The 12,634-nt window shown below is 68.6% G+C and carries 10 protein-coding genes; 7 read left to right on the forward strand and 3 right to left on the reverse strand.

Annotation, left to right across the window (positions count from 1 at the left end; genetic code table 11):
* Positions 1-4: 4 nt before the first annotated feature.
* The 7 genes from FFS20_RS08740 to FFS20_RS08770 are packed head-to-tail and all read left to right on the forward strand — an operon-like array spanning position 5 to position 7,236.
* On the forward strand, positions 5-1,720 hold the full coding sequence (locus FFS20_RS08740; protein WP_137825463.1) for a nitrite/sulfite reductase: 1,716 nt from the start codon (positions 5-7) through the stop codon (positions 1,718-1,720).
* Entirely contained in the window at positions 1,717-2,442 is a 726-nt protein-coding gene (locus FFS20_RS08745; RefSeq protein ID WP_137825464.1) for a phosphoadenylyl-sulfate reductase, read from the forward strand. The genes FFS20_RS08740 and FFS20_RS08745 overlap by 4 nt, the downstream gene beginning before the upstream one ends.
* Positions 2,439-3,347: a sulfate adenylyltransferase subunit CysD gene (gene cysD / locus FFS20_RS08750; RefSeq protein WP_171007033.1), complete on the forward strand. Its 909-nt coding sequence runs from the start codon at positions 2,439-2,441 to the stop codon at positions 3,345-3,347. The genes FFS20_RS08745 and cysD overlap by 4 nt, the downstream gene beginning before the upstream one ends.
* Positions 3,347-4,678, forward strand: coding sequence for a GTP-binding protein (locus FFS20_RS08755; protein WP_137825466.1), 1,332 nt, complete (start codon positions 3,347-3,349; stop codon positions 4,676-4,678). Before cysD ends, FFS20_RS08755 begins: the two co-directional genes overlap by 1 nt.
* A complete protein-coding gene (gene cobA / locus FFS20_RS08760; protein WP_137825467.1) occupies positions 4,675-5,484 on the forward strand; it encodes a uroporphyrinogen-III C-methyltransferase in 810 nt (269 codons plus the stop codon). The genes FFS20_RS08755 and cobA overlap by 4 nt, the downstream gene beginning before the upstream one ends.
* Positions 5,481-5,807, forward strand: coding sequence for a ferredoxin (gene fdxA / locus FFS20_RS08765; protein WP_137825468.1), 327 nt, complete (start codon positions 5,481-5,483; stop codon positions 5,805-5,807). Before cobA ends, fdxA begins: the two co-directional genes overlap by 4 nt.
* Positions 5,808-5,835: 28 nt before the next feature.
* A complete protein-coding gene (locus tag FFS20_RS08770; RefSeq protein WP_137825469.1) occupies positions 5,836-7,236 on the forward strand; it encodes an FAD-dependent oxidoreductase in 1,401 nt (466 codons plus the stop codon).
* Positions 7,237-7,315: 79 nt separating this feature from the next.
* On the opposite strand, the gene FFS20_RS18315 is transcribed toward FFS20_RS08770, so the two are convergent.
* The 3 genes from FFS20_RS18315 to FFS20_RS08785 all read right to left on the reverse strand — a co-directional run.
* The gene (locus FFS20_RS18315; protein ID WP_232623870.1) at positions 7,316-9,598 is read right to left on the reverse strand and encodes a LuxR C-terminal-related transcriptional regulator; all 2,283 of its coding nucleotides are present in this window, start codon (positions 9,596-9,598) and stop codon (positions 7,316-7,318) included.
* Positions 9,599-9,820: 222 nt separating this feature from the next.
* The gene (locus tag FFS20_RS08780) at positions 9,821-11,083 is read right to left on the reverse strand and encodes a serine hydrolase (protein ID WP_137825470.1); all 1,263 of its coding nucleotides are present in this window, start codon (positions 11,081-11,083) and stop codon (positions 9,821-9,823) included.
* Between the two features lie 42 nt (positions 11,084-11,125).
* Positions 11,126-12,634 (reverse strand): biotin carboxylase (locus FFS20_RS08785; protein ID WP_212743311.1); only part of this gene is annotated, 1,509 nt, incomplete at its 5' end.

The following is a 12,634-nucleotide window of genomic DNA, read 5'->3' on the forward strand; positions in this document are numbered from 1 at the left end:
GGCTATGTCCACAGATGTGGAGCAGCGCGGCGCAAAGCCCGCAGGCAAGGCCGCAGCGCGACCGAAGAAGTCCAACGGACAGTGGAAGATCGACGGTCACGAACCGCTCAACAAGAACGAAGTCGACAAGGCCGAGGACAACGGCCTCAACGTCCGCGCCCGGATCGAGGAGATCTACGCCAAGGGCGGGTTCGCCTCGATCGACCCCGATGACCTCCACGGTCGCTTCCGCTGGTGGGGTCTCTACACCCAGCGCAAGCCCGGCATCGACGGCGGCCGCACCGCCACCCTCGAACCGCACGAGCTCGAGGACGAGTACTTCATGCTCCGGGTCCGCATCGACGGCGGCAAGCTCACGACCGAGCAGTTGCGGACGATCGCCGACATCTCGAACGACTTCGCACGCGGGTCTGCCGACCTCACCGACCGGCAGAACATCCAGCTCCACTGGGTGGCCATCGAGGACGTCCCGGAGATCTGGCGCCGCCTCGAAGCGGTCGGTCTGCAGACGACCGAGGCCTGCGGGGACGTCCCGCGCGTCATCCTCGGCTCGCCGGTGGCCGGCATCGCCGCCGACGAGCTCATCGACCCGACCCCGGCGATCGAGGAGATCTCCCGTCGCTACATCGGAGATCCGAGCCTCGCGAACCTGCCGCGCAAGTACAAGACCGCGATCACCGGTCACCCCAGCCAGGACGTCGTCCACGAGATCAACGACTGCTCGTTCGTCGCCGTCGAACACCCCGAACACGGCATCGGCTACGACCTCTGGGTCGGCGGTGCCCTGTCGACCGTGCCCCGCTTCGCCGAGCGCCTCGGCACCTGGGTCGCCCCCGACCAGGTCGTCGAGACCTGGCTGGGCGTCACGGAGATCTTCCGCGACTACGGGTATCGCCGGCTGCGGAACAAGGCGCGCCTGAAGTTCCTCATGGCCGAATGGGGTCCGGAGAAGTTCCGCGAGGTCCTCGAGACCGAGTACCTCGGCTACCGACTCGCCGACGGTCCCGCCCCGGACAAGCCGCTGACGGCCGGTGACCACGTCGGCGTGCACCGGCAGGCCGACGGGAAGTACTACATCGGGGTGAGCCTCATCGCCGGTCGGGCGTCGGGCACCCTGCTCGGGCAGATCGTCGACCTCGCGGAGAAGTACGGCTCGACCCGGCTGCGGACGACCCCGCACCAGAAGATCCTCCTCCTCGACATCGCAGAGGACGACATCGACGACGTCGTCGCCGGTCTCGACGCCCTCGGGCTCTCGAGCCGGAAGGACCTCTTCCGCCGCTCGACGATGGCCTGCACCGGCATCGAGTTCTGCAAGCTCGCGATCGTCGAGACGAAGCAGACCGCCGCCGATGCCGTCGCGCAGCTCGAGGCCCGTCTCGCGGGCATCGACCTGCCCCACCCGATCAGCCTCCACCTCAACGGCTGCCCGAACTCGTGCGCCCGGATCCAGACCGCCGACATCGGCCTCAAGGGTCAGCTCGTCACCACCGAGGACGGCACCCAGCAGCCCGGCTTCCAGGTCCACGTCGGCGGGGGACTGGCCTCGCAGGACCGCGACGAGGCCGGCCTCGGCCGCACCGTGCGCGGACTCAAGGTCACCGCGGAGAACCTCAGCGACTACGTCGAGAAGCTCGTGCGCCGCTTCCTCGACGGCCGCGGCGAATCCGAGACGTTCTCCGAATGGGCGCACCGCGTCGACGATGAGGAGCTGGTATGAGCACGCGCACCCTCGATGATCTCCGTGCCCTCGCCGAGGCGGGGAACCGGGAGCTCGCCGGTGACCCGGACAACGGGGTGGCCGAAGCCGCCCCCGCCGACGTCATCCGCTGGGTCTCGCGGAACGTCGACACCCGGGCCGCGGCCGTCGCGTGCTCGATGGCCGATGCCGCGCTGCCGCACTTCGTCGCCCAGTACATGCCCGGCGTCGACGTCCTCTTCCTCGACACCGGCTACCACTTCGCCCAGACCTATGAGACCCGCGACGAGGTGGCCCGGACGATGGATGTGCGCATCGTCGACGTCCTCCCCGAGCAGACCGTGGCCGAGCAGGATGCCGAATTCGGGGCCGAGCTCTTCGCCCGCGACCCGGGCCTGTGCTGCGCCCGCCGCAAGGTCGCGCCCCTGAAGAAGTCCCTGTCCGGCTACGAACTCTGGTTCACCGGGGTGCGCCGTGATGAGGCGCCGACGCGGGCGAACACCCCGCTCATCACGTTCGACGAGAAGAACGGCCTCATCAAGGTCAACCCCGTCGCCGCGTGGTCCTTCGACGACCTCCTCGACTACGCCGGCGCCTTCGGCGTGCCGGTCAATCCACTCATGTCCCAGGGCTACCCGTCGATCGGGTGCGAGCCCTGCACGCGTCCCGTCGCCCCGGGGGAGGACCCCCGGGCCGGACGCTGGGCAGGTTTCTCCAAGACAGAATGCGGGCTGCACGTATGAGCATCGACCACCAGGCACCGACGACCCTCGACGTCCTCGAGTCCGAGGCCATCCACATCATCCGCGAAGTCGCCGCGGAGTTCGAGAAGCCGGTCCTCCTCTTCTCCGGCGGCAAGGACTCCGTGACCGTCCTCCACCTCGCCCAGAAGGCGTTCTGGCCGGCGAAGATCCCCTTCGGCCTCCTCCACGTCGACACCGGGCACAACTTCCCGGAGATCCTCGACTACCGCGACCGCACGGCCGAGTGCTTCGGCCTCGAACTCACCGTCGCGAAGGTCCAGGACTACATCGACGACGGACGGCTGCGCGAACGCCCCGACGGCACCCGCAACACCCTGCAGACCCAGCCGCTCATCGACGCGATCGCCGCCGGCGGCTACGACGCGGTGTTCGGCGGGGCCCGCCGGGACGAGGACAAGGCCCGGGCGAAGGAGCGCATCATCTCCCTGCGCGACGCGTTCGGCCAGTGGGACCCGAGCAACCAGCGGCCCGAGCTGTGGAACCTCTACAACGGCCGTCACGTGCCCGGCGAACACGTCCGCGTGTTCCCGATCTCGAACTTCACCGAACTCGACGTGTGGAACTACATCGCCCGCGAGGGCATCGACCTTCCGCCCCTCTACTACGCCGCCGACCGCGAAGTCTTCCACCGTGACGGCATGTGGTGGGCGACGGGAGAGTTCTCCGCCCCGCGCGCGGACGAACCCGTCGTGACCAAGTCCGTGCGCTACCGCACGGTCGGGGACATGAGCTGCACGGGCGCCGTCGAATCCGACGCCGCCGACATCGCCGCCGTCGTCGCCGAGGTGGCCGTGACCACCGTGACCGAACGCGGCGCCACACGCGCCGACGACAGGATCTCCGCCGCCGCCATGGAGGACCGGAAGAAGGACGGATACTTCTGATGACGACCATCGCCCCCACCACCACGAAGACCCTGCTGCGCTTCGCGACCGCCGGGTCCGTCGACGACGGGAAGTCGACGCTCGTCGGCCGCCTCCTCCACGACGCGAAGGCGATCCTCGCCGACCAGCTCGCGCAGGTCACAGCCACGAGCGCCGAACGCGGCTTCGTCGGCGGCGAATTCGACTTCGCCCTCCTCACCGACGGGTTGCGCGCCGAACGCGAACAGGGCATCACGATCGACGTCGCCTACCGGTACTTCGCGACCGACCGGCGCTCGTTCATCCTCGCCGACTGCCCGGGACACGTCCAGTACACCCGCAACATGGTCACGGGCGCGACGACCGCTGATGCCGTCGTCGTCCTCATCGACGCCCGCAACGGCGCGACCGAGCAGACCCGTCGCCACCTCACCGTCGTCCACCGGCTCGGCATCCGCCACGTCATCGTCGCGATCAACAAGATCGACCTCCTCGGCTACGATGCGGACGCCTTCGCCGAGGTGGCCCGCGAGGTCGAGGAGATCACCGACCAGATCGGCCTCGACACCGCGCACCTCATCCCGGTCTCCGCGCTCGCCGGGGACAACGTCGCGACCACCTCGGCGAACACCCCCTGGTACTCCGGTCCCTCCCTGCTCGAGCTGCTCGAGACCCTGCCGAGCATCGAGGAGGACACCGCCGACCTCGAGCCCTTCCGGCTCGACGTCCAGTCGGTGCTGCGCCCCCAGGGCGGACTGGCCCCGGGACTCGACGCCGAAGCCTACCGCGACTACCGGGCCGTGACCGGGCAGATCACCTCGGGGCGGATCAGCGTCGGCGATGAGATCGACATCCACCCCGCCGGGATGCGCACCCGCGTCGTCGGCATCGACACCGCCGACGGCTCCCGCGAGACCGCCGGGGCGCCCCTGTCGGTGGCGCTGCGGCTCGCCGACGACATCGACACCGCCCGCGGCAGCGTGCTCGCCGCCGCCGGGTCCCTGCCGCCGGCGCGCACGACCCTGCGCGCCGAGGTCTTCCCCTTCACCGCGGCGGGCCTGCGCACCGGTGACCGCGTGCTCGTCAAAGCGGGCACGTCGACGGTCAAGGGGATCGTGACGATCGACTCCCGACGCAACCTCACGACGAACGACTCCGAACCCGCCGAGGTGCTCGCCGGCAACGACATCGGCACAGCCACGGTGCGCCTGAGCACCGCGCTGCCGCTGCCGGACTTCCGCGAGCAGGGCCGGGCCGGGGGCTTCCTCGTCATCGACCCGCAGACCGGGGCGACCGTCGCCGCCGGCATCCACACCCCCGCGGAGCAGACCCCGACGGAGGCAGGAGCATGAGGACGACCGACTTCGCTCCCGGCAGCGTCCTCCTCATCGGCGCCGGACCGGGCACGCTCGACCTCCTCACCGTCCGCGGGCTGCGCGCCCTCGAGGCTGCCGACGTCATCGTCGCCGACCGCCTCGGCGCGCGCACCGTCATCGACGAGCTCACCGCGGAGCGGGGAGCACCCCTGGAGGCCGAGATCATCGACGTCGGCAAGAACCCGGGACACCACCCGGTGCCGCAGGAGCGGATCAACGAGATCCTCGTCGAACAGGCTCGCGCCGGTCGTCGCGTCGTCCGTCTCAAGGGCGGCGACCCGTTCGTCTTCGGCCGCGGCGGCGAAGAGCTCGCCCACCTGCACGCGGCGGGCATCGACGCCCGTGTCGTGCCCGGGGTGACGAGCGCGAACTCCGTGCCCGCCGTCGCCGGCATCCCGCTCACCCACCGCCGCCTCGCGACCGCGTACACGGTCATCACCGGCCACGATCAGCTCACCGGCCTCGGCGGGGGACGCGACCACACCGTCGTCGTCCTCATGGGCATCGGCACCCTCGCGCACTCGGCGATGGTGCTCGCCGGCGGGGAGCGCGGCGGCGACTGCCCGGTCGCCATCATCGAAGACGGCTACGGCGCCGGGCAGCGCGTCACCGTCGGCACCCTGGAGACCATCGCCTTCCAAGCCGCCCGGCGCGGAGTCCGCAACCCCGCGGTCGTCGTCGTCGGCGACGTCGTGCGCCTGAGCCCGTACGCCGCCGGGGCCTTCACTGAGGTCAACCCGGCCGACTTCCTCTCCGCCCTGACCATGACAAGGACCCCATGACGTACATCATCGCGCAGCCCTGCGTCGACGTGAAGGACAAGGCCTGCATCGAGGAGTGCCCCGTCGACTGCATCTACGAGGGCGAACGCAGTCTCTACATCCAACCCGACGAATGCGTCGACTGCGGCGCCTGCGAACCCGTGTGCCCCGTCGAGGCGATCTACTACGAAGACGACGTCCCCGAGGAATGGGAGTCCTACTACACGGCGAACGTCGAATTCTTCGCCGACATCGGCTCACCCGGAGGTGCGGCCGGCTTCGGACCGAGCAGCTTCGACCATCCCCTCATCGCGGCGCTCCCGCCGCAGGACACCGACGACTGAAACGACAACGAAAGACCTGAGGTGAACCATGACTCGTCCGTTCCGTGTGGCCATTGTGGGTGCCGGTCCTGCCGGAATCTATGCGGCTGATCTGCTGACGAAGGCTGAGCGTGATTTCGAGGTCAGCATTGATCTCTTCGAGCGTCTGCCGACGCCGTTCGGTCTGGTCCGGTACGGGGTGGCGCCGGATCATCCGCGGATCAAGGGCATCATCAATGCCCTGATCAAGGTGCTGGATCGGGGTGACATCCGGTTGTTCTCGAACGTCGACTACGGCACCGACATCACTCTCGATGACCTCACGGATCGCTACGATGCGGTGATCTTCTCCACGGGGTGCATCACGGATGCGGCGTTGACGATTCCCGGTGTGGATCTTGAGGGGTCGTTCGGTGCGGCGGATTTCGTCAACTGGTATGACTCGCATCCGGATGTGGCCCAGGACTGGCCGCTCGACGCGGAACGGGTCGCGGTCATCGGCAATGGCAACGTGGCCCTGGATGTGGCCAGGGTGTTGGCGAAGCAGGCCGATGACATGCATGTCACGGAGATCCCGGACCACGTGTATGAGGGTCTGAAGTCCTCGAAGGTCACCGACGTCCATGTCTTCGGGCGCAGGGGCCCGGCGCAGGCGAAGTTCACCCCGCTCGAGCTGCGTGAGCTCGGGCATGTGCCGGATGTCGACATCATCGTCTACCCGGAGGACTTCGAGTTCGATGACGGCTCGCTGGAGGCGATCGAATCGTCCAACCAGGTCAAGCAGGTCGCGAAGACTCTGACGGATTTCACGCTGCGTGAACCCACCGGGGCGAAGCGCCGTCTGCATCTGCACTTCCTTCATGCCCCGGTCGAGATCCTCGGCGAGGGTCGGGTGACTGGTCTGCGGACGGAGCGACAGGAACTCGATGGGACGGGCAATGTTCGCGGCACCGGGGTGGTGACGGACTGGGAGTTCGATGCCGTCTATCGTGCTGTCGGATATGCGGGTACGGCGTTGCCGCAGCTGCCGTTCGACCCGCGCAAGGGCGTCATCCCCAACCATGAGGGGCGCGTCGTCGACACCTTGGATCAGGCGGAGGCGGCGGGCGCTGATCTGGTGCCCGGTGTGTACGCGACGGGGTGGATCAAGCGCGGCCCGGTGGGTCTGATCGGGCACACGAAGGGTGACGCCCTGGAGACGATCGGCCATATCCTCGGGGACCGGAATGCCGGAGTGTTGGCGGAGCCGGTGTTCCCCGAGGAGTCGGCGATCGTCGATCTCCTCGAATCCAAAGGTGTGGATTTCGTCGATTGGCAGGGGTACCACCGGGTCGAGGCTGCCGAGAAGGCGGCTGGGGAGGCTGAGGGTCGTGAGCGGGTGAAGATCGCCACCCGTGAGGGCATGCTCGCCGCAGCCCGCGATGAGGCCCGCGCCCAGTCCGTGAGCTGAGCACACCCCGGATACCCGAGAACGCGCCTGGGCCGGTCGGAGTCATGACACCGACCGGCCCAGGCGCGTTCGCCCGCCGTCAGCTGAAGTAGCCGTTGCGGTAGCCGTATTCGACGGCGTCGCGACGGTTGCGCACCCCGAGCTTCCGGTAGATCGCGGAGAGACGGTTCTTCACCGTGCCCTCGGCCAGGGAGAGGTCGGCGGCGATCCGTGCGAGCGGGGTCGCCTTCTCGAGCCGGAAGAGCAGATCGAGCTCCTGCGAATCGAGCAGACGGTTCTCGACCTGCGCCTCGAAGAAGGTCTGCGGCAGCGCGAGCAGACGGGCACGCAGCTCCTCGCCGGTGACCGGGACGAGTTCGAACGTCGCGGCGATGAGATCCCACTGCCGGGAGGCAGCGGTGGCCCGGACGAACGCCTCCCTGATGTCCGAGGGCAGCAGGGCCAGAGGCAGCACGGAGCCCGCGACGATGCAGTAGTCGAGGGCGTTGTCGACATCGGCCAGCGCCGCCGTCTCACGGCCCCGGCGGTGCATCGACGCCGCCCGCAGCGCGAGCGCCGACCCCTTCTTCTTCGGGTCGGTGCCCGTGATGAGCACATGCGAGGTCGAGGAGTCGACGACGTCGTACTGTCCGAGCGCGAAGCCGACCCGAGCCCGGGAGAGCCCGTGCTTGCGGTCGACGAGGGGTGCCTGCGCCGCGAGCGCCTGCGCCTCCCGCAGCGCCCCGGTGGCGACGGTGAGGATCGTCATGAGGGAGTACGCGGACCCGACGATCTGCAGGTCGGTGTTCGTCACCTGGTTCTCCGGTGCGAGCGAATGCTCCTTGAGATAGAGGCCCGCCGTGCCGGAGTAGACGTTGTGGAGGACCTCCCCGTAGCGGTACACCCGCGACCCCAGCTGGTCCGGGGCCAGGCGCTTGGAGATCGCGATCGCCGCCGCCGAGGCCTCGAGGTCGAGCTGGTCGAGAGCCCGGTGCAAGCGCGGGGTGTTGGCGATGAAGTCCGTCTGCAGCGTGTGGAAGTCGAACCGCGACCGCAGCTCGTCATACCGGCGCAGACAGCCCTCGCTCTTCGGACCGAACCCGGCGGCGACATGGCCGAGCGCCGCGATCGCGAGCCCCGGCACGAGCGGGTACGGGTCGAACGGGAGGATCGTCTCGGAGATCGTCACCGCCCGGTCGACGAGGTCCTGGCCGCGGCGGACATCGCCGGTCCGCGCGAGATCGAGTCCGCGCTCCATGAGCAGACGCGCATCGTAGAGACGCGACAGGGGTGCGGCCTGGGACTGTCGGGCGAAGAGGTACTGGTTGCCCTCCTCGGCCGCCCGCACCCCGCCGTCGAGGTCGCCCTGCTGCCGGCGGTCGCGCATCGAGCGCAGCGTCATCACGGCCACCTCGTTGGCGGTGAAGTCGCCGTTGTCGAGGCGCACCCGCTCCTGCTCGAGGGTCGGCACGTCGAGGCGGTCGAAGGTGACGAGCGCGAGGACCTCGCGCGGATCCGTCGACCCGGTGCGCGTGGAGATGTTCGCGATCTCCCGGGCAGCGCTCTGGGCCTCGGCGAGGACGAGGGAGCCGCGCGCCGCCGAGGCGGGGGCGGAGAGGATCGCGCGGACGGCGGTGAGGAACTCGGGGTAGAAGACGTTGAAGCCGCGCTCGGCCCACACCTCGGCGAGCAGGGACCACGCCTCGAGGTCGGCGATGAGACCGAAGATCGCCTCGAGACGGAACGTGCCGATGTCGAGCAGCGAGCGGAACGACTCCTCGAGCTCGCAGCTGAGCGCCCGCCGAGCCGTCAGCCCGCTCGGGGCCGGCGTCTGGTCGAAGCGGCGGGCCACGGAGCGGACGAGGCCGGGCATCGCGTAGGTGCCCGGACGGTCCGTGTCGATGCGCAGCAGACCGGCGAAGACGAGCTGGGAGGTCATCTCGTCGATGCTCGGCAGACCGGTGGCATCGACGGCTTCGAGCCGGGGGATCGCCTGCCGGGCCAGCGCGACGGTCGGCTGGTCGATGACGCTGACATGGGCGAGCACCTGGAGGAGGCGCACGGCGGGAGGGACCTCGCCGAGGTGGCCGGTGAGCTCCGAATCCTCGCCGAGGGGGACGAGGAGGGTGCTGAATCGATCGGAGTCGAGGGCGTCGAGGTCGACCTGGGCGCGGTCGGCGCCGACGATGACGTCGCGGGCGATGCGGATCCGACCGGCGGTGAGGTCGAAGAGGGAGGTGACCGTCGCCGCGGCGAGGTCGGTGTCGGGGAATTCAGTGGCCACCCGGCACGCGAACCGCTTCTCCTCGATGATGCGGGGGCCGAGGAAGAGGTCGAAAGCGCCGGGCTCGGGGGAGGGGGTGGATGTCGAATGGGGATTCACATGGGTGCCTTCAGTTGTCTCTGCGCCGCGGCCCGGCATCCGATGCGGTGGATGTCGGGCCGCGGTGGCAGCGAACGCGCGCTGCAGCTCCTTTGGGAAGGAACGTGCCCAAAGATTACAGTCCCGGCCAGTGGAAATCAGGCCCGGTTACGGCCCCGTGACTTTCAGTGACCCGTGAATGACTTCGGAGCGCGCGCGGATGGGAGGGGAGAGCGCAGGGTGTCAGTTGACGGCTTTGGCGAGGGCGTCGAAGGCGCGGATCGTGGGGAAGAGCTTCTTCGCGTCCTGCGGCAGGCCCCAGCTCGAGAGCTTGACGCCGACGAACGAGGCCCCCGGGTTGATGTAGACCATCTGCCCGTGGATGCCGAGGGCGAGGAACGCATGCGAGTCGGGGAAGGGGAACCAGAACTGGTTCCGATACATCCCGCCGGGCATGCGGTTGTCGCCGGGGCTGTCGGCGAACGCCTGCCGGGTGTCCTCGCTGCCGGTCAGGGTGTCGCCGATCCATGAGGTCGGCACCACCTGTTCGCCGGTCAGGGACAGCCCCCGATTCGAGTAGAGGTACCCGAAGCGGGCGAGGTCGCGCAGGGTCGCGTTGATCCCGCCGTCGAACATCCCCACCCCGAACTGATCGGTGGCGATGAGGGCGTCGCGTTCGGCGCCGATGCGCGACCACAGGACACGGGACATGAGCGTCTGCATACTCTGCCCGGCGACCTTCTCGCACACCCAGCCGAGGACGTCGGTTTCACACGAGCGGTACTCGAACGGTCCGCCGTGCTCGGACTTCGCCTCGAGCGTGCGCAGGTAGGCGTACATGCCCTTGGCATCGCCGGGGTCGGTCTCCGACCAGCCGATGGACCGCTCGATCTGGCGCACCTCGGAGTCGGGGTCGAGGTAGTCCTCGGAGAACCTGATGCCCGAGCGCATGTCGAGGATGTCGCGCACCGTCGCCCCCGCATAGCCGGAGTCGGCGAGCTCGGGCACGTAGTCCGTGACGAGTCTGCCGGTGTCGATCTCCCCGGCCCCGACGAGGACGCCGGCGACGGTGCCGACGAGCGACTTGCTCACCGACATGAGGAGGTGTTCGGTCTCCGGCTGCATGCCGCCGAAGTACTCCTCGGTCAGCACGGTGCCGTGGTGGACGACCATCCAGCCGTCGGTGTCGGAGTCGTCGATGACGCTGCGGACGGTGCGGGCCTCTGAGAACTCCGTCTCGGGGATCTCGACCTCGCCGAGGTCCTGGAGGTCGGCGGCGAACTCGGCGACCGGGCCGTCCGCGCGGGAGATCGGCGTCGTCGGCAGCACCTCGTCGACGTGCTGGAAGGACCAGTGGACCTTGTCGGCGTCCTGCCAGTTGTCGCGGTCGACCTCGACCGCCTCGGCGGGCAGGGCTGCCTCAGCAGGCACCACCGCCTCGGCGGATGCGGGGTCGACGAACTCCGCGGGGTCGGTCAGGGTCGGATCCGATGATGTCTCGGACACACTTCACCTCTTCGATCTGTGCTGGGGGTCGGACTGAGACTATCAGTCGCCCTTGGCCCCGGGTCCGCCGATCGTCGGCGCAGGATCCTCTGCGGCGACGGGGACACCGGCGTACATCGCACGGATCGAATCGATGAAGTGCTTGGCGCGGATGCTCAGCGACTTCTTGCCGTTGGCATCGACCTGCAGCGGGTTCTTCGTCACGAGCACGCCGAGGTCGGCGCCCTTCCAGCGGTATTCGCCGGCTCCGTAGATGCGGAGGAAGAAGACTTCGCTGCCGTTCTGGAGCGGGTGCCAGTCGAGGGCGGCCCGCTTGTAGGTGAGGGTGCCGTACTGGTCGAGGTAGTACTGTCCGGTCAGCGGCGAGTGGGTGATGTACTCGGTGATCGGCGCGGTCTCCTTGATGACCATCTGGCTCCACTCGTCCGCACCGGAGAGCTCCTCCCACCGCTCGTTGATCTCATCGACGTCGAGGTCGAATTCGACGTCGAGGTACTCGAGGAGGTGGAAGAGGAAGAGCGGCACGTCGGCGTACGCTCCCGCGGTGACGTTCGTGATCGCCGAGGCGCCGGAGATCCGGGGGTTGAGCTCGCCGAGGTAGACGTCGTTGGTGTCGAGATCGACGAGGACGTCGACCTCGAAGAACCCGCGGTAGCCGCGCTTGCGCAGGCCCTCGCCCATCCGGCGGACGAGTTCGCGGGCCCGGCCGCGCTGGTCGGCGGTGAGGACGTCGGGGGTCATCTCGTTGCCGCACCAGCCGCCCTTGTACGGGGTGAGCTCGGGGAAGCCGGCGAGTTCGGTGAGGAACGGGCCGACGACGACGCCGCTGCTCGTGATCACGGCCTCGACGGCGACCGGGGTGTTGTTGATGCGCTTCATCACCTTGAGCTGTTCGCCGATGATGTCGTCCTTGTGCTTGTCCCATTCCTCCTCGGAGGCGATGAAGAACGTCGTCTTGCCCGAATCCCCGTAGGGGGTCTGGACGACGAGGTCGGTGCCGAGTCCCTCGGCGACCGAGGCCTTCGTCAGCTCCTCATAGGTGTCGGCCGTGGTGAGGACGTTGGGCACCGAGTAGGCGCCCGCCTCGTTGCCGAGCTTCGTCGTCTCGATCTTCGAGTCGAGCTGATTGCGCAGCTTCGCCGAGGGGAGGATGAGGTCGTAGCCGAGCTCGCGGCAGATCCGCTCGGTCTCCTCGTCGAAGAAGACCATCGCGACCTTGGGGCGCTCGCCGTGGGGGACGTTGCGCGTCATGTGGGCGCGGACCTCGGCATTGAGCAGCAGCCAGTTGTTGATGGCCTCACCGGATTCGAACTCGACGAACGGCTTGTAGCGGGGCGAGAACACGCGGGGGTGGGCGCCGTCCCAGCCGTCGTAGTACGTGATGTAGGAGAAGTTGCGGACCCAGCGGTCGAGGCCGAGCAGGTTGAACGGGGTGGCGCCGATGAAGTAGATCGGCGTCTGGTTCGTGCGGAAGAAGTGACGGACCTCGGAGATGTTGCGCAACGGGCTACGCAGCTGGACGTTGTCGGCTTCCTTGCCCGCATAGGCAGC

The organism is Brevibacterium sp. 2SA (assembly GCF_005502845.1).
Classification (GTDB): Bacteria; Actinomycetota; Actinomycetes; order Actinomycetales; family Brevibacteriaceae; genus Brevibacterium.

What these genes read in the sequence shown, in the direction of transcription:
- cysD (WP_171007033.1), top strand. Translation starts at nt 2,439, where the DNA reads ATGAGCATCGACCACCAGGCACCGACGACCCTCGACGTCCTCGAGTCC.
- cobA (WP_137825467.1), top strand. Translation starts at nt 4,675, where the DNA reads ATGAGGACGACCGACTTCGCTCCCGGCAGCGTCCTCCTCATCGGCGCC.
- FFS20_RS08755 (WP_137825466.1), top strand. Translation starts at nt 3,347, where the DNA reads ATGACGACCATCGCCCCCACCACCACGAAGACCCTGCTGCGCTTCGCG.
- FFS20_RS08770 (WP_137825469.1), top strand. Translation starts at nt 5,836, where the DNA reads ATGACTCGTCCGTTCCGTGTGGCCATTGTGGGTGCCGGTCCTGCCGGA.
- fdxA (WP_137825468.1), top strand. Translation starts at nt 5,481, where the DNA reads ATGACGTACATCATCGCGCAGCCCTGCGTCGACGTGAAGGACAAGGCC.
- FFS20_RS08740 (WP_137825463.1), top strand. Translation starts at nt 5, where the DNA reads ATGTCCACAGATGTGGAGCAGCGCGGCGCAAAGCCCGCAGGCAAGGCC.
- FFS20_RS08745 (WP_137825464.1), top strand. Translation starts at nt 1,717, where the DNA reads ATGAGCACGCGCACCCTCGATGATCTCCGTGCCCTCGCCGAGGCGGGG.